Source organism: Micromonospora sp. CP22, from assembly GCF_009712475.1.
Lineage (GTDB): Bacteria > Actinomycetota > Actinomycetes > Mycobacteriales > Micromonosporaceae > Micromonospora.
Map to the genome: position 1 here is coordinate 35639 of NZ_VCJO01000014.1, position 16941 is coordinate 52579.

General features: G+C 70.7%; 14 protein-coding genes. 6 read left to right on the forward strand and 8 right to left on the reverse strand.

The genetic code is table 11. From position 1 onward, the window contains the following. Positions 1 to 47: 47 nt before the first annotated feature. Positions 48 to 581 carry an HNH endonuclease gene (locus FF096_RS20490; RefSeq protein WP_099853138.1) on the reverse strand — a complete coding sequence of 178 codons (534 nt, stop codon included), beginning with the start codon at positions 579 to 581 and terminating at the stop codon, positions 48 to 50. A 252-nt stretch (positions 582 to 833) separates the two neighbouring features. Here FF096_RS20490 and FF096_RS20495 point away from each other — a divergent pair, with 252 nt between their 5' ends. The 3 genes from FF096_RS20495 to FF096_RS20505 all read left to right on the forward strand — a co-directional run bounded on the left by FF096_RS20495 (position 834) and on the right by FF096_RS20505 (position 3975). Next, a complete protein-coding gene (locus FF096_RS20495; protein WP_375335365.1) occupies positions 834 to 1883 on the forward strand; it encodes a mechanosensitive ion channel family protein in 1050 nt (349 codons plus the stop codon). A 221-nt stretch (positions 1884 to 2104) separates the two neighbouring features. Next, complete coding sequence (locus tag FF096_RS20500) at positions 2105 to 3484, forward strand: MFS transporter (RefSeq protein ID WP_155220920.1); 1380 nt, start codon at positions 2105 to 2107, stop codon at positions 3482 to 3484. Positions 3485 to 3546: 62 nt separating this feature from the next. Further along, positions 3547 to 3975, forward strand: a complete 429-nt coding sequence (locus FF096_RS20505) for a globin (protein WP_309223664.1) — start codon at positions 3547 to 3549, stop codon at positions 3973 to 3975. Between the two features lie 36 nt (positions 3976 to 4011). Here the strand turns inward: FF096_RS20505 and FF096_RS20510 are convergent, their stop codons facing one another. The 4 genes from FF096_RS20510 to ettA all read right to left on the reverse strand — a co-directional run bounded on the left by FF096_RS20510 (position 4012) and on the right by ettA (position 7542). Then, positions 4012 to 4596 carry a YbjN domain-containing protein gene (locus FF096_RS20510; protein ID WP_155220921.1) on the reverse strand — a complete coding sequence of 195 codons (585 nt, stop codon included), beginning with the start codon at positions 4594 to 4596 and terminating at the stop codon, positions 4012 to 4014. A 130-nt stretch (positions 4597 to 4726) separates the two neighbouring features. Continuing rightward, a complete protein-coding gene (locus tag FF096_RS20515) occupies positions 4727 to 5407 on the reverse strand; it encodes a hypothetical protein (protein WP_309223665.1) in 681 nt (226 codons plus the stop codon). Then, entirely contained in the window at positions 5404 to 5850 is a 447-nt protein-coding gene (locus FF096_RS20520; RefSeq protein ID WP_309223666.1) for a thioesterase family protein, read from the reverse strand. The genes FF096_RS20515 and FF096_RS20520 overlap by 4 nt, the downstream gene beginning before the upstream one ends. A gap of 15 nt (positions 5851 to 5865) precedes the next feature. Continuing rightward, the gene (gene ettA, locus FF096_RS20525; RefSeq protein ID WP_309223667.1) at positions 5866 to 7542 is read right to left on the reverse strand and encodes an energy-dependent translational throttle protein EttA; all 1677 of its coding nucleotides are present in this window, start codon (positions 7540 to 7542) and stop codon (positions 5866 to 5868) included. A gap of 341 nt (positions 7543 to 7883) precedes the next feature. On the opposite strand from ettA, the gene FF096_RS20530 reads away from it, so the two are divergent. The 3 genes from FF096_RS20530 to FF096_RS20540 all read left to right on the forward strand — a co-directional run bounded on the left by FF096_RS20530 (position 7884) and on the right by FF096_RS20540 (position 13050). After that, complete coding sequence (locus FF096_RS20530) at positions 7884 to 9284, forward strand: trehalose-6-phosphate synthase (RefSeq protein WP_309223668.1); 1401 nt, start codon at positions 7884 to 7886, stop codon at positions 9282 to 9284. Then, positions 9281 to 11887: a trehalose-phosphatase gene (gene otsB, locus FF096_RS20535; RefSeq protein ID WP_309223669.1), complete on the forward strand. Its 2607-nt coding sequence runs from the start codon at positions 9281 to 9283 to the stop codon at positions 11885 to 11887. Before FF096_RS20530 ends, otsB begins: the two co-directional genes overlap by 4 nt. Before the next feature lie 575 nt (positions 11888 to 12462). Beyond that, positions 12463 to 13050 carry a hypothetical protein gene (locus FF096_RS20540; protein ID WP_155220923.1) on the forward strand — a complete coding sequence of 196 codons (588 nt, stop codon included), beginning with the start codon at positions 12463 to 12465 and terminating at the stop codon, positions 13048 to 13050. 299 nt (positions 13051 to 13349) lie between these two features. Here the strand turns inward: FF096_RS20540 and cobA are convergent, their stop codons facing one another. The 3 genes from cobA to cobC form a co-directional block, all read right to left on the reverse strand. Then, on the reverse strand, positions 13350 to 14591 hold the full coding sequence (cobA, locus tag FF096_RS20545) for a uroporphyrinogen-III C-methyltransferase (RefSeq protein WP_309223670.1): 1242 nt from the start codon (positions 14589 to 14591) through the stop codon (positions 13350 to 13352). Positions 14592 to 14679: 88 nt separating this feature from the next. After that, on the reverse strand, positions 14680 to 15762 hold the full coding sequence (gene cobT / locus FF096_RS20550) for a nicotinate-nucleotide--dimethylbenzimidazole phosphoribosyltransferase (protein ID WP_155221045.1): 1083 nt from the start codon (positions 15760 to 15762) through the stop codon (positions 14680 to 14682). Further along, complete coding sequence (gene cobC / locus FF096_RS20555; protein ID WP_155220925.1) at positions 15762 to 16847, reverse strand: Rv2231c family pyridoxal phosphate-dependent protein CobC; 1086 nt, start codon at positions 16845 to 16847, stop codon at positions 15762 to 15764. The genes cobT and cobC overlap by 1 nt, the downstream gene beginning before the upstream one ends. Between the last annotated feature and the right edge of the window lie 94 nt (positions 16848 to 16941).

Here is a 16941-nt window from a genome sequence, read left to right on the forward strand (position 1 = left end):
AGGATCTTGATTGAGGCTCCCGTGGCAGGGAGTGAGCGTTCGCTGGGTCAGGCGGCTTCGGGTTCGCGGAGGTCCAGCCAGTCGGCCCAGCGCGGGTCGGGCGCGCGGTGACCGAGCACCCGCCAGGCGATCCCTTTGGGGGCGGTGGGCAACGAGTGCAGTCGCCAGCCCAACTCGGCCGGGGTCTTGTCGCCTTTGGTGTGGTTGCACCTGGCGCAGGCGGCGACCACGTTCTCCCAGGCGTGCCGGCCACCCCGACTACGGGGGAAGACATGGTCGATGGTCTCCGCCGGGCCCCGGCAGTAGGCGCAACGCCAGCCGTCCCGGGCGAAGATGGCCCGACGGGACAACCCCACGTGGGTGCGGTACGGCACCCGGACGAAACGGGTGAGCCGGACGACCGAGGGCACCGGCAGCGCGCTGCGGGCGCTGTGCAGGATGCCATCGCCGTCGGCCACACAGACCGCTTTGGCGGAGAGCACGAGAATCGCGGCACGACGTACTGACACGACACACAGCGGCTCGTAGGTGGCGTTGAGGACCAGCGCGCCGGAGCCCACCGTGGGTCGTATGTCAGGCATCGCGTCACCCTCCCGGTCAAGCGGCTACCACTTGCCACCGCCGACCGGTGCCGGGCGCAGCCCTACACCACGTCGACGCCGGCCGGATCACCGACGTCCGCTGCGCCAATCGTCCCTGATCGGACCCGCGAATGCACGCACTAATCCTGGGTACCCCCGCCGCTTTCCCCCGCTCACGCCTCGACCGGGCCAGGTGGCGCCGGTCGGTGGGTCGACGGTGAGCCCGCCGCCCGGCTGCGGTACGAAATCAGGGTGACCGTCAGCAGCCTCAGCCCGACCCTCGCCGCGTCCAGTCCGGCGACCGACGACCAGCCCAGCCCGGAGTGCCTGGACGAGATTCTTTGCAAGATCGTCTACAGGTGGACGGACTCGGTGTGGTTCGCCGAGGGCAGCTTCTGGATCCTCGTCAAGCCACTGCGGATCGTCCTGATCGTGCTGCTCGCATTGGTCGCCCGGTGGCTGGTGCACCGCACGATCCGGCGGCTGGTCCGCACCACCAGCGACGCCGGTGTGCCGACCATGCTCCGCCCACTGCGTGAGCGCATCCCGACCGCCGCCGACTCCGGTGGCTTCGTCCCGGAGCGTCGTCGACAGCGCGCCGAGGCGATCGGTTCGGTACTCCGCAGCCTGAGCACCGCGTTCATCTTCGGCATCGCCGTGCTGATGGTGCTCAAGGAGTTCAGCTTCGACCTGGCGCCGCTGCTGGCCAGCGCCGGCATCGCCGGTGTGGCCCTCGGCTTCGGCGCGCAGAGCCTGGTCAAGGACCTGATCGCGGGGCTGTTCATGCTGATCGAGGACCAGTACGGAGTGGGCGACAACGTCGATCTCGGCGAGGCGACCGGCGTGGTGGAGGCGGTCGGCCTACGGGTCACCACCGTCCGGGACGGGCGGGGAGTGCTCTGGTACCTCCGCAACGGCGAGATCGTGCGGGTGGGCAACAAGAGCCAGGGATGGGCGCTGGTGGTGGTCGACCTGCCGATCGGTTTCGCCGGCACCGAGGAGGCGATGGCCGTGCTGCGTACCGCCGCCGCCTCGGTTGCGGTCGACCCGGAGCTGACGCCGTCGATCGTCGAACCACCGGAGGTGCTCGGCGTCGAGCAGATCACGGTAGAGGGCACGGTGATCCGGACCGTGGTGAAGACCACCGCCGACGGCCAGTCCGCCGTGGGCCGGGAACTGCGCCGCCGGTTGGCCGAGGCGCTGGAGAACTCCGGCATCACGGCGAGGATCGCGGCGGGCCGCCTCCCTGCCGGCCTACCTACTCGCGCGGATGAGGAGACCGGTCAGGGCGGTGCCACCTGAGCCGACCGGCAGGGGTCGCGGCTGAGCGGCCCCTCGGGTATCGTCCGTTCGTTCAGTCGGAGATGCGACCAACCAACCGTTCGCCCTAGCCAGTTGTCAGACGATCGGGCAGAATCCGGTGCACGCGCTTACCGAGCGGTGTCACGTCCTCGCTGATCCGCAGACCTGACGATGGTCCCGGGCCGCCATCACGAGTGGCAGACACCGGGACGATGGAGGCGATGGTGTCCGACGAGCGACCTTCTCCGGAAGGGCCGGCCACCTTCCGGGAGGTCTTCGCCCAGCGTGAGTACCGCGCGGTTTTCGCGGCCAGCACGCTGACCTGGGTCGGCGACTACGTCGCCAAAGCGGCGGTCACCCTCCTGATCTACCGGGAGACCGAATCGGTCGCGCTGTCGGCCGCTGCCTTCGCGGTCAGCTACCTGCCCTGGTTGGTCGGTGGCCCGCTGCTGGCCACCATCGCCGAACGGCACCCGTTCCGACGGGTGATGGTCGTCTGCGACCTGCTCCGGATGGTGCTGATGCTGCTCGTCGCCATCCCCGGGGCTCCGGTGCCGGTGATCCTGGCGTTGCTGTTCGCCACCACGCTGGCCAATCCACCGAGCCAGGCCGCCCGGTCGGCGCTGCTGCCGCTGATCCTGCCCGGCGACCGGCTCGTCGTCGGGCTGTCCGTCAACGCCAGCGTGGGGCAGGCCGCCCAGGTGGTCGGCTACCTCCTCGGTGCCGCCGTCGCCACAGTCAACCCCACCGCCGCGCTGCTGATGAACGCGGGCGCCTTCGGACTGTCGGCCGTGATCGTCCGGCTCGGGGTGCGCGACCGGCCTCCGGCGATGACCGGTGAGCACCGTAGTCACCTGCTCCGGGAGACCGCAGCCGGCTTCAGCATGGTTTTCCGGACCCCGGTGCTGCGAGCGATCGCCATCCTGGTCTTCAGCGCCATGCTCTTCTCCATCGTGCCCGAGGGGCTGGCCGCCGCCTGGGCCAACGAACATGCCGGCCAAAGCATGAACCCCGGGCTCGCACAGGCTGTGATCATGGCGGCCACCCCGGTCGGCTTCATCCTCGGCGGGCTGATCATCGGCCGGGCCGTCGCGCCGGCCCGCCGACTGCTCCTGCTCCGACCGTTGGCCGTGATCGCGCCGATGGCACTGGTGCCCGCCCTGTTCGACCCGCCGCCGGTGGTGGTGGCGCTGCTCGCCGCCGTCTGTGGCTTCGCGGTCGCCGGGCTGCTCCCGATGGCCAACGGGCTCTTCGTCCAGGCCCTCCCCGACGGCTTCCGGGCCCGGGCGTTCGGTGTCATGGCGACCGGCGTGCAGGTCATCCAGGGTGCCGCCGTACTGGTCACCGGATTGCTCGCCGAGCGCTTCCCACTGCCGATCGTGGTCGGGGTGTGGAGCGCCGCCGGGGTGGTGCTGATGTCGATCGTCGCGCTGCGCTGGCCCGACCAGCAGACCGTGGCCGCCTCCATCGACGCCGCCCGTGCCGCGTCCGGCGGAGCCGACGAGCCGGTCGCCCACGGCGGGTCGACCGATCCGACCTCCTCCGACGATCCCGGCCCGGGGCACATGGGCCCGGAACGAGCCCGCCAGGTGGTGACCTGAACCACCCCGTCCACCCGCTACCGAGCGGGCGAGGGCCGGTGCGCGCCTGGCAGGATGGAACGGTGAATCCAGCAGGTGAGTCCGACGGCCACGGCAAGGCGGTCACGTTCTTCGACGCCGTCGGCGGCGAGCCCACGTTCCGCAAGCTGGTCGAGGAGTTCTACGCGGGCATCGCCGCCGATCCGCTGCTGCGCCCGATGTACCCGGAGGAGGATCTGGGCCCGGCAGCCGACCGGATGCGGCTCTTCCTCATGCAGTACTGGGGTGGTCCGAACACCTACTCGGCACAACGAGGCCATCCCCGACTGCGGATGCGCCATGCCCCGTTCCGGATCGGCGCCGCCGAGCGGGACGCCTGGCTGCGGCACATGCGCCGCGCGGTCGACAGCATCGACCTGCCTCCGGCGCTCGCCACCGAGCTGTGGAACTACCTCGAACGGGCGGCGTACTTCATGGTGAACGACATGGCGGACCCGACGACCCACGGCTGACGTCCATGCCCCGCCACCGGGCGGGGTGGTCGCCGGTCAGAGCAGGGCGCCCTCGTCGTGCAGCCAGTCCACGAAGCTGGTGGCCACGGCGGCACCACAGTCGAGCAACTCGACCAGGAGTGCGTCGTGGGCACCGGCGGCGAGCGGAACCTGCAACTCGGCGTAGATCGGCAGTTGACCACGCTCGGTGGCGTCACCCACGTACGCCTTGCAGAAGCGTCGCGTGTGGTTCCACTCGTTGACCACCCGATAGGCACGATCCGCCCAGTCCGGTGGCACCGTCGCGTGTGGCCGGACCCGCAGCACGAGGATCTCGTCCTCCGGCCCCTCCAGGGTGACCAGCACCGCGTGCCGTTCCCACATGGCCAACAGGTTGCCGTCTCCGTCAGCCAGATAACGCACGTCGAGCAGGTCCAGCGCGTCGCAGATGCGGCGCAGGGTGACCTGTTCGACTGTGGCCGGCATGTCGGCGATCACCGGGCGCTCCGCGGCCGGGCAGTCGTCACCCGGTTGGCGGGGCGCCGGAGGACCGACTCGGACCGAACCTTCCACCATGATCCTGCTTCGAGTTTCCGGGTCGCCGCCACCGGCGGGACCTGGACGCCATGACCACCACGGCATCGCTCGCGCACCTCACTCCCCAGCGGATCCGGTCGCCTACAGTGGGTGGATCCGAGGATGGACGGTACCCGGACAGCCGGAACGAAGCACCCCCCCAACGCCAGCCCCAGGCCGGAAGGATGAGCCGAGGTCATCCGTTCGCATGAGCCGCAGACGATCGTATGACCAAATCCGTGGCCTTCTGCGACCAAATGGCTCCGTACGGTCCCACCAGTCCGACCCATCGGCCAGCCGTACGTACCTGCACGCCGTCACTGTCCGGCGAATCCCCGGACGGACCGAGGAAACCCATGCGAACCAGACCCTGCACCATTCGCTGGGTCACCTCCACCGGACGGTCAGGCTCGTCGTCGGGAGTGACCACCACCGCCACGTGGTCCAGCAGGGCGTCGCGCAGCATCCGCTGCCCCACCGCCCGACCGCCGACGCCGTGCTCGGCCGCCTCGCGCAGCGTCCCCGCCGCCGCCTCGGCCAACCGGCGCAGTTCCCCGCCCGGCAGCGTCTCGACCCGGCGGCTGGTGGCCGGCGGCAGCGCCCACCGCCACTGCGCGTCGCGGCGGGCCGGCAGATCCGCACGGCCGGCCGCGAACTCGGCGAGCAACTGCCCGGCGGCGACGGTGACGTCACCGGCGCCCGCGCCGGCCACCGTCCGCACGGCCAGCACCCCCCACGGCAGCCGCGCCCAGAGGGCGGTACGCGCGTCGACGGCGGCCGGCCGTAGTCGAACCAGGGCGGCGCGCTCCAAGCGGACGAGCCGGGCCAGGAACGCCCCCGCGTCGGCGATGTCGACGATGCCGTGGCGGGCACTCACGGTGTGCCGTCCTGGACGGCGTAGCCGAGCAGGAACGTCCGTTCCAGCTCGGTGAGCCGCCGAGGCACCTGCCGCACCAGGTCGAACGGCACCAGCACCGAACGCGCCCGACTGATGAGCAGGTCATCGTCGTACATCTCGTAGCCGACGGTGAAGGAGCCGGCACGCAACTGCTCCACCCACAGTTCGATCCGCACGGTGGGTGCGGTCTCGACGGTGGCCCGGTCGAGGGCGTAGCTCACCGGGCGCAGGTAGTCGACCTCGTGCCGGCGGATCACCACGCCGGCGGCGAACGACTCGACGCCGTACGCCCGGGCACCGACGAACATCAACGCCACCCGCGCCTCCTCGTAGAGAGTGAGGAAGCGGGCGTTGTTGACGTGGCCGTACGCGTCCAGGTCGGACCAGCGCAGCGTGCAGTGGTAGACGAACCGGTCAGCCACGACAGACCAGCCCGGTCAGTCGCGGGTCAGCTTGCGGTACGTCACCCGGTGCGGGCGAGCCGCCTCAGCGCCCAGGCGGTCGACCTTGTTCTTCTCGTACGACTCGAAGTTGCCCTCGAACCAGAACCACTTCGCCGGGTTCTCCTCGTCGCCCTCCCAGGCCAGGATGTGCGTGGCGACCCGGTCCAGGAACATCCGGTCGTGGGAGATGACCACGGCGCAGCCGGGGAACTCCAGCAACGCGTTCTCCAGGCTGGAGAGCGTCTCCACGTCCAGGTCGTTGGTCGGCTCGTCGAGCAGGATGACGTTGCCGCCGATCTTCAGGGTCAGCGCCAGGTTGAGCCGGTTGCGCTCGCCGCCGGAGAGGACCTTGGTCGGCTTCTGCTGGTCGGGCCCCTTGAAGCCGAACGCCGCGATGTACGCCCGCGACGGCATCTCGACCTTGCCCACCATGAGGTGGTCCAACCCGTCGGAGACGACCTCCCAGACGGTCTTGTCGCCGTCGAGGCCCTGCCGGTTCTGGTCGACGTAGGACAGCGACACCGTCTCGCCGATCCGCACCGTGCCGCTCGTCGGCTTCTCCAGCCCGACGATGGTCTTGAACAGGGTGGTCTTGCCGACGCCGTTCGGGCCGATGATGCCGACGATGCCGTTGCGCGGCAGCGAGAAGGAGAGGTTGTCGATCAGCAGCCGGTCACCGAAGCCCTTGCTGAGGTTCTGCGCCTCGATGACGGTGTTGCCCAGCCGGGGGCCCGGCGGGATCTGGATCTCCTCGAAGTCCAGCTTGCGGGTCTTCTCCGCCTCGGCGGCCATCTCGTCGTACCGGTCCAGACGGGCCTTGGACTTGGTCTGGCGAGCCTTGGCGTTGGAGCGCACCCACTCCAGTTCGTCGGCCAGGCGCTTCTTCATCTTGGCGTCGCGGCGACCCTCGACGGCCAACCGGGCGGCCTTCTTCTCCAGGTAGGTCGAGTAGTTGCCCTCGTACGGGTAGGCCCGGCCACGGTCCAGCTCCAGGATCCAGTTGGCCACGTTGTCCAGGAAGTAGCGGTCGTGGGTGATGGCGACGACGGTGCCGGCGTACTTGGCCAGGTGCTGCTCCAGCCACTGCACGCTCTCCGCGTCGAGGTGGTTGGTGGGCTCGTCGAGCAGCAGCAGGTCCGGGGCCTCCAGCAGCAGCTTGCACAGCGCGACCCGGCGACGCTCACCCCCGGAGAGCTGGGTGACTTCGGCGTCCGGCGGCGGGCAGCGCAGCGCGTCCATGGCGAGTTCGAGCTTGGAGTCGATGTCCCACGCGTCGGCGTGGTCGAGTTCCTCCTGGAGCCGACCCATCTCCTCCATCAGCTCGTCGGAGTAGTCGGTGGCCATCTGCTCGGCGATCTTGTTGAACCGCTCCAGCTTGGCCTTGGTCTCCGCGACCGCTTCCTCGACGTTGCCGAGCACGGTCTTGGCGTCGTTGAGCGGCGGTTCCTGGGCGAGCATCCCCACCGTGAAGCCGGGCATCAGCCGGGCCTCGCCGTTGCTCGGCTGATCCCAACCAGCCATGATCTTGAGAAGGCTGGACTTACCCGCACCGTTCGGACCGACCACACCGATCTTGGCGCCCGGCAGGAAGTTCAGCGTCACGTTGTCGAGCACGACCTTGTCGCCGTGCGCCTTACGCGCCTTGTCCAGGACGTAGATGAACTGGGCCACGGTGCGAGCTCCTCCGTCGCTGTCGATCGCCGATTCGCGTGGTGCGGGCGCGGGCCAGGATGCCCTCCGCCGCCGTCGGCCGATATCCGGCCGCGCGCACGCCGTTGTCAATCCTGACAGGTACGTCACGCAGCGCCCACATCGCCCCGCCAGCAGGAGGTACGCCGACCCTCGGAGTCCGCCCCGACGGCCCGCTGGGCCGGTTGAGCTGTCACCATGATCACGGCAGGGTTCGCCGAGTTCGAGACGGGTAGGTGAGTCCGGCACAGGGGAACAGACGCCGCAGCTACGCTCAGTACGCTCATCGCGGTGGACCCGTCAGCACCCGGAGGTGGCCGATCGTGACCGTCCGTAGCTCCTTTGTCGTAGTGGCGAACCGACTGCCGGTCGACGAGGTGAGCACACCCGAAGGGCGGCAGTGGCGGCGCAGCCCCGGCGGGCTGGTCACCGCGCTGCACCCCGTCCTCGCCGAGCACCAGGGCACCTGGGTCGGTTGGGCAGGCGGCACCGGCGCGGCCCCCGACCCGTTCGACCTGGAGGGCATCCGCCTGCACCCGGTGCCGTTGAGCGCGGTGGAACTGGAGCGCTACTACGAGGGGCAGTCCAACGCCACGATCTGGCCCTTGTACCACGACGCGGTCGAGACACCCGCCTACAAGCGCCGCTGGCGGGAGGCGTACCGCCTGGTCAACGCCCGGTTCGCGGAGGCCGCCGCGGAGGTCGCCGCCGAGGGGGCCACCGTCTGGGTGCAGGACTACCAGCTGCAACTGGTGCCGGCGATGCTCCGGGAGCTGCGGCCCGACCTGCGGATCGGCTTCTTCCTGCACATCCCGTTCCCGCCGATCGAGTTGTTCATGCAGATGCCGTTCCGCACCGAGATCCTGCGCGGTCTGCTCGGCGCCGACCTGGTCGGGTTCCAGCAGCGGCTCGCCGCGCAGAACTTCGTCCGGCTGGCTCGCCACCTGCTCGGGCTGCGCTACGAGGGCCAGATGATCCAGGTGGACGGCCGCCAGGTCAAGGCCGGTGCGTTCCCCATCTCGATCGACACCAAGGAGATGGAACGGTTGGCCGCCGACCCGGCGATCCAGTCGCGGGCCAAGGAGATCCGCGAGGAGCTGGGCAACCCCCGGACGATCATCCTCGGCGTCGACCGGCTCGACTACACCAAGGGCATCGAACTCCGCCTCAAGGCGTTCCGCGAGTTGCTAGCTGACGGAAAGTTGACAGTGCCGGACGCGGTTATGGTGCAGGTCGCGACGCCGAGCCGCGAACGCGTGGAGCACTACCAGGCACTTCGCGTCAAGGTCGAGCGCGAGGTTGGTCGGATTAATGGCGAATTTGGGCGGGTTGGCGTGCCAGCCGTGCATTATCTGCATCAGTCGTACAGTCGGACCGAACTGGCTGCGATGTACGCCGCCGCCGACGTGATGATGGTTACTCCGCTGCGAGACGGAATGAACCTGGTGGCCAAGGAGTACGTCGCATCGAGGGCGGACCACGGGGGCGCACTCGTACTCAGTGAGTTCGCCGGCGCCGCCACCGAGCTGCGTCAGGCGTTCCTGTGCAACCCGCACGACCCCGACGCGGTCAAGGACGCTCTGCTACGGGCCGTGCACGTGGAGAAGCCGGAGGCTCGTCGCCGTATGCGGACAATGCAACGCCATCTACGCACCCACGACGTGGGGCATTGGGCAAAGTCCTTCCTCACCGAACTAGGTGTGCCCGACATGGAGGCGGCGTGAACGCAGCGTCCACCGGCACCACCACGTCCGTCGCGAACGCGGTGGATCCAGAACTGCGCGCCGCCATCGGGCGCATCGCCCGGGTGCCCCAGCTCCTGGTCGCCTGCGACTACGACGGCACGCTCGCACCGATCGTGGAGGACCCCAGCAAAGCCGTACCGCTGCCGGAGTCGGTGGCTGCCGTCCGGGCCCTGGCGGCGCTGCCGCAGACCACCGTGGCCGTCGTCTCCGGCCGCGCACTGCGGGACCTGGCCGCGCTCTCCCGGCTGCCCAGCGAGGTGCACCTGGTCGGTAGCCACGGCTCCGAGTTCGACATCGGCTTCGTCGAGCGGCTCTCCCCGGAACTGATCGCCGTACGCACGCGGCTGCGGGACGCCCTGCGGGAGATCGCCGCGGCCCACCCCGGCATCCGGCTGGAACGCAAGCCGGCCAGTGTCGCGGTGCACACCCGGGGCGTGGACCCCCAGGTCGCCGCCGCCGCCATCGACGCGGTACGCAGTGGCCCGGCTACCTGGCCGGACGTCACCGTCACGCAGGGCAAAGAGGTCATCGAGCTGTCCGTCGTGGCGACCCACAAGGGCACCGCCGTCGACCAGCTGCGTACCCAGCTCTCCGCCAGCGCGGTGCTCTTCATCGGCGACGACGTCACCGACGAGAACGCTTTCGGCAACCTCCACGGCCCCGACGTCGGCATCAAGATCGGGCCGGGCGAGACCAAGGCCGGTTACCGGGTGGCCGAGCCGATCGAGGCCGCCCGGGCACTCGGGCTGCTGCTGGAGACCCGGCGGCACTGGCTGTTCGGTGAGCGGGCGGTGCCGATCGAGCGCCACTCGATGCTGGCCAACGGCCGGACGGTCGCGCTGCTCACGCCGGACGCCAAGGTGACCTGGCTGTGCAACCCCAAGCCGGACTCGGCAGCCATCTTCGCCGATCTGGTCGGCGGCAGCCCCGCCGGGCATTTCAGCGTGGCACCGGAGCGCGGCGGCATTCCGTTGGGCCAGCGCTACCGGTCGGGCACGATGACCGTGGAGACCCGCTGGTCCGGGCTCACCGTCACCGACTGGCTGGACAAGCCGGACCCCAAGGCAACGCCCGACGGTCCGGCGGTCATCTCCGGTGACTCGACCCTGGTCCGGGTACTGACCGGCACCGGTCGGGTCCGCCTCGAGTTCGTGCCCCGACCGGAGTTCGCGCAGGTCGCCGTACAGCTCCAGCCGGTCGGCGACGGCCTGCTGGTGCTCGGCTCCAACGAGCCGGTCGCGCTCTACTCCCCCGGCGTGGAGTGGGAGGTCGGCAACGACGGCGGGTACGAGACCGCGAAGGCCCTGGTGGACCTCGCCGCGCTCGGCGGCCAGGTGGTGCTGGAGCTGCGCTTCGGTACGCACAGCCTGGAACATCACCGGCTGCCCATCCACGAGCGGCAGGCCGCTGCCGAGCGCCCCTGGAAGGAGTGGGTGGCCTCGCTACGCCTACCCACCACCGCCCGGGACCTGGTCGCCCGCAGCGCGCTGACCCTGCGCGGCCTCTGTCACGAGGCCACCGGCTCGATCCTCGCGGCGGCGACCACCTCGTTGCCGGAGGAACTGGGCGGGGTGCGCAACTGGGACTACCGCTACTGCTGGCTGCGGGACGCCGCCATGACCGCCCGCGCGCTGGTCGACCTGGGCTCGATCGCCGAAGCCGAGGCATTCCTCCGTTGGGTGGACGGCTGCGTGGAGCGCACCGGCGGTCACCCCGAACGGCTGCACCCGCTCTACACCGTCGACGGTTACGAACTGGGCGCCGAGGCGGTCATCGACACCCTGCCCGGCTACGCCGGATCACGCCCGGTACGCGTCGGCAACCTGGCCAACCACCAGCTCCAGCTCGACGTCTTCGGCCCGATCGCCGACCTGATCGCCGCCACCGCCGACGTCCGTGGCTCGGTACGCGCCGAGGAGTGGCGGGTGCTGGAGAACATGGTCGAGGCGGTCCGCCGCCGCTGGCACGAACCGGACCACGGCATCTGGGAAGCCCGTCTGCCACCACGGCACCACGTCTTCTCCAAGGTCATGTGCTGGATGACCGTCGACCGCGCACTGCACGTGGTTCGCCAGCACGGCGGCGAGGACCGGCCGGAATGGGTGGAGTTGCGCGACCGGATCGGCGCCAACGTGCTTGAGTTCGGCTGGCACGAGCACGCCGAGGCGTACAGCGTCGCGTACGGCGACGAGGACATGGACGCCTCGTCGCTGTGGATCGGGATCTCCGGGCTGCTGGCCGGTGACGACCCTCGCTTCCTCTCCACCGTGTTGAAGATCGAGGCGGACCTGCGTAGCGGGCCGGTCGTCTACCGCTACCACTGGGACGACGGCCTGCCCGGCCGCGAGGGCGGGTTCCACATCTGCACGGCGTGGTTGATCGAGGCGTACCTGCGCACCGGTCGGCGGACCGACGCCGAGGAACTGTTCCACCAGATGATCGACACCGCCGGTCCGACCGGGTTGCTGCCCGAGCAGTACGACCCGCTGGCGGAGCGTGGTCTGGGCAACCACCCGCAGGCGTACAGCCACCTCGGTGTGATCCGCTGCGCGCTGCTGCTGGACAACATGCTCAAGCAGTAACAAATGGGCAGATCGAAGCGGCCGGAGGTCTCACCTCCGGCCGCTTCCGTGCGCTGTGTGTGCGCTTTGGGGTGTGGTGGGGTGTGCCCGGCTCCGGGCGGTCAGGCTTGATCCCTGCGCCGGGCACGGCGGGCCACGCCCCCGTCGTGGGCAGGCTCCGCACCGGTGCGCCAGGTGTCCGGTTTCAACCGATGCGGCTGGGGTGTCCGGGTCGGTTGTTGGATCTTGGTGTAGTGGTTTCGTGGTGGGCGGTCTGGGTCCGGGTGTCCGGGTGGCGGGGTGCGGTGGGTCGGCTGGGGGTGGAATGGGTGGCGGGTCGGGGGTGTTGTAGACGGGTGAACGACCGAGGAAGACGGCGCCCGCCGATGGTGGGTGTGTGCCGTCGGGAATGATGGCGGGCGGCCGGTCGTTGTACATGGTTCCGGCGGCGTGATGTGGCGGTTGCCCCGCGTGCCGGGCCGAGATCGAGAAGGTTTCCCCTTTCTTCTTTCCCCCTTTGTGGCGCCTGTTGTGGTGCTTGCGTGCGTGTGCCCGTCCCCCTGGGTGTGCGCGTGACCCCCGATTGGAGCTTTGCCATGAACACGATGCTGCGGAAGAGCGTGCTGGGTATTGCTGGTCTGGCTGTCACCGGTGGTCTGTTCGCCGGTCCGGTGGCCGCGTTCGCTGACACCGCCCCGGTCAAGTCCGCTCCTGTCGCCGCCGCGCAGGCCGAGAAGCCGGACACCGGTAAGTTGCTGCCGCACGGTGCCCCCACGGGTCAGTCGCATGTCGACCTGGGCGATGAGCAGATCGAGAACACGAAGGCGATCGTCGCGGCGACGAAGAAGGCCGGCATGGACGAGCGGGCCGCGGTGGTGGCGATCGCGACGGCGTTGCAGGAGTCGAAGTTGGAGAACCTGGGTCATCTGGGTGACCGCAACGACCATGACTCGCAGGGTCTGTTCCAGCAGCGTCCGTCCAGTGGTTGGGGCACGGTCGAGCAGATCACCGACCCGGAGTACTCGACCCTGGCGTTCCTCAAGGGTCTGAAGCAGGTCGACGGCTGGCAGGACATGCCCCTCACCGTGGCCGCCCAGACCGTACAGGTCTCGGCCTACCCGGACCACTACGCCCAGTGGGAACAGCAGGCCGCTGACCTGGTCGCCGAGCACTGGAACAGCTGACCCCGGTCGAACAACCGAAGACTTTCCTCTCCAGGGGGAACAAACCGCTGGCCGGCACCCGACCCAGGGTGCCGGCCAGCGGCACATCCACCAGCGACACCCCCACGTCGCAGGCACCCACATGGCAGGCACCCCCAAGACGACCCACTCCACCGGGGCAAGCCTCCGGGCAGACCGCCAACCAGGTCGGGCTGGGGGCGACCGTGCCCGGCGCAGGGATCAAGCCTGACCGCCCGAAGCCGGGTACGGTCGCCCCCAGCCCCCAAGCCCAACCACCGATGCCAGGAAGCAGCCCCAGCTCACCCCACCCGCAACGCCTCGACCACGTCACCGATCACGACCACAGCCGGCGGCCTCAGCCCCGCAGCGGTCACCGCGTCCGCCACCTCACCGAGAGTCGAGTGGACGACCCGCTGGCCTCCGGTGGTGGCCTCCTGCACCACGGCGGCCGGTGTCCCGGCCGGTCGGCCGTGCGTCAGCAGCGCTTGGGTGATCGACGGTAGGTTCTTCAGACCCATCAGGATCACCAGCGTGCCACGCAAGGCTGCCAGGGCGTCCCAGCGGACCAGCGAGTGGGGCGAATCCGGTGCGACGTGCCCGGACACCACGGTGAACTCGTGTGCCACCGACCGGTGGGTGACCGGTATCCCCGCTGCTGCGGGGGCCGCGATCGAACTGGTCACGCCGGGCACCACGGTGACCGGCACCCCGGCCGCCGCGCAGGCGAGCAGTTCCTCTCCGCCTCGGCCGAAGACGTACGGGTCGCCGCCCTTGAGCCGGACCACGGTGGCTCCCGCCGACGCGCGGTCCACCAGAATCCGGTTGATCTCCTCCTGCGTCCGCGACGGGCCGTATGGGATCTTGGAGGCGTCCACCAGTTCCACACCGGTGCGCAACTCGTCCAGCAGCAGTCCGGGCACCAGCCGGTCGGCGACCACCACGTCGGCCTCGCTGAGCAGCCGCCAACCCTTGAGCGTGATCAGTTCCGGGTCGCCAGGTCCCGCGCCGACCAGGAAGACCTGGCCCGGACCACCGGGCGGGGTGCGCGGCGACGCCTGGGGGCCCGATTCCGTCAACAGCGGATTCGCCCTGGTCTGGAGCAGGGCGCGAATGGCGTCGCGGACACTCACCGCGCGGCGTGGATCGCCACCGCCGAGCACTGCCACGGTGACCGGACCGTACCGGGTCACCGCCGGAGTCCAGGCCGTCGCCGCGTTCCGGTCGTCGGCGCGTACGCAGAAGATCCGACGTTCGGCGGCGGCGGCGCTGATCTCCGCCGCCGCAGCCGGGTCGTCGATGGCGACGTGCACCAGCCAGGCACCGTCGAGATCCTCGGGGAGGAACCGGCGCGGCACCCACCGCAGCCGCTCGGCGTCGACGTGGGCGCGTAGCGCCGGGGTGAGTTCCGGTGCCACCAGCAGTACGTCCGCGCCCGCGTCGAGCAGGGCCGGAACCCGCCGGGTGGCGACCGCTCCCCCGCCGACCACGACCACGCGCAGGCCGGCCAGCCGAAGGCCGAGGGGGTACGCGTTGGCGCTCACGCCGCTGCTCCGCTTCGCTCATCGGCCTCGCGCGGGGCCGCGCCGCCGACGTTGCTGGTCCGCCGGAGGAACCGACTGTCTCGCTCGCTCACTTCTCGGCCACCCCGGCGGAGTCGAAGGTGGCCACCTCGTGCAGGACCCGGACCGCGCCGGTGACCACGGGCAGTGCCAACAGCGCGCCGGTGCCCTCGCCGAGCCGCAGGCCGAGGTCGATCAGGGGAGTGAGACCGAGCCGACGCAGCGCGACCGTCGCGCCGGGTTCGGCGGAGCGGTGACCGGCGACCATGGCCGCGACGGAGTCCGGCGCGAAGGCCGCTGCGGCGAGCGCGGCGGAGACCGCGATCACCCCGTCCAGCAGCACCGGTACGCGGCGCGCGGCAGCGCCGAGCACGAACCCGGTCAGCGCGGCGTGTTCCAGCCCGCCGACGGCGGCTAGCACACCGAGCGGGTCCGCCGGGTCGGGGCGGTGGCGGCGCAGCGCGGACCGCACCACCTCGATCTTGTGCTGGTAGGTCGGGTCGTCGACCCCGGTGCCCCGGCCGGTGGCCTCGGCGGCGTCCACTCCGGTGAAGGCGGCGACGAGGGCGGCGGCCGGAGTGGTGTTGGCGATCCCCATGTCGCCGGTGAGCAGGATGCCGGCCCCGGCGGCGATCAGTTCGTCGGCGACGCCGATGCCGACCTCGACCGCTGCTCGCGCCTCGTCGCGGGTCAGCGCGGCGGTGACGGTCATGTCCCGGGTACCCCGCCGAACGGAGGCGTCGACCAGTCTCGGTGTGTCCGGTCCGGCGGCGTCCGGTTCGTCGACGGCGACCGGCAGCGGGCCGGCCACCCCGACGTCGATCACCGTCATCGAGGCACCCGCCTGCCGGGCGAAGGCGTTGACCACCGCTCCGCCGGCCAAGAAGTTGCCGACCATCTGGCCGGTGACCTCCTGTGGCCAGGGGCTGACCCGCTGGGCGTGTACGCCGTGGTCACCGGCGAAGATCGCCACCGCGGCCGGGGCGGGCACCGGTGGCGGGCAACTCCCGGCCAGACCGGCGAGGCGTACGGACAGTTCCTCCAGTGCGCCGAGGGAGCCGGCCGGCTTGGTCAGGCGCGCCTGCAACTGCCGCGCGGCGTTCATCGCCGGTTCGTCGGGCGGGCCGACGGCCGCGATGGTGTCTTCCAGCATCATGCCTCCATGATCTCGGCCAGCACCTCGATGAACGCGTCGGTGGTCGCCCGGTCCCGAACTGCGATCCGCAGCCAGTCGGTGCCGAGTCCGGGGAAGGTGTCGCCCCGGCGCACCGCCCAGCCACGCTCCCGCAGCAGGTCACGGATCCGCTGGGCGTCGGAGATCCGTACCAGCACGAAGGCGCTGGCCGGTCGACCGGCCACGCGTACGCCCGGGATGGTCTTGAGCCGCGCGACCAGGTGTTCGCGGTCGGCGGTGAGCTGCGCGGCGATGGCGCGCTCGGCCCGGGCCGCCGCCGGGCCGGCGCAGGCGGCAGCGGCGGCCAGGGCCGGGGTGGAGACTGCCCAGAGCGGCTGTACGGCAGCCAGTTGGCGCAGCAGGTCCGCCGCACCGAGCAGGTAGCCGATCCGCAACCCGGCCAGCCCCCAGGTCTTGGTGAGGCTGCGGACGACCAGCAGCCCGGGTAGGTCCCGACGCGCGGCGAGTGACTCGGGTTCACCGGGTACGCCGGGGGCGGCGGTGGTGTCCGCGAACGCCTCGTCGACCACGAGTACCCGGCCGGGGCGGGCCAACGCGGCGACGTCGGCAGCGGGATGCAGCACGGAGGTCGGGTTCGTCGGATTGCCGATCATGACCAGGTCGGCGTCGGCCGGGATCCGGTCGGGGTGGAGCCGAAAGCCGTCCGCCTCGTCGAGCAGCACCCGCCGCACGGTGTGCCCGGCCGCCCGCAGCGCGGCCTCCGGTTCGGTGAACTGCGGGTGCACCACCACCGGTCGGCGTAGTCCACGCAGCGCCTGGGCGATCAGCACGAATCCCTCGGCCGCTCCTGCGGTGAGCAGCACCTCCTCCGCTGGTCGGCGGTGTCGGGCGGCGACCGCCGCACGTGCCGGGCGGGGGTCCGGGTAGGCGGCGAGGTCGGCGAGCGAGGCCGTGATGGGTCCGGCCAGCCAGGGCGGCGGCGGTGCGTGCCGCACGTTGACGGCGAGGTCGACCAGCCCCTCGGCGACTTCGGCGTCGCCGTGGTGAGCGAGGTCCGGTCCGGCCGGCGGCGCGCCGGACGTCGCGGTCGGCTGACCATGCATGACCGCGATCCTGCCGGGAAGGCGGCGCTCGGGACAGCAACCCGGAGGGTGGGCCGCATCACCACCGATCACTTCATGAGTATTTCTCATGTAC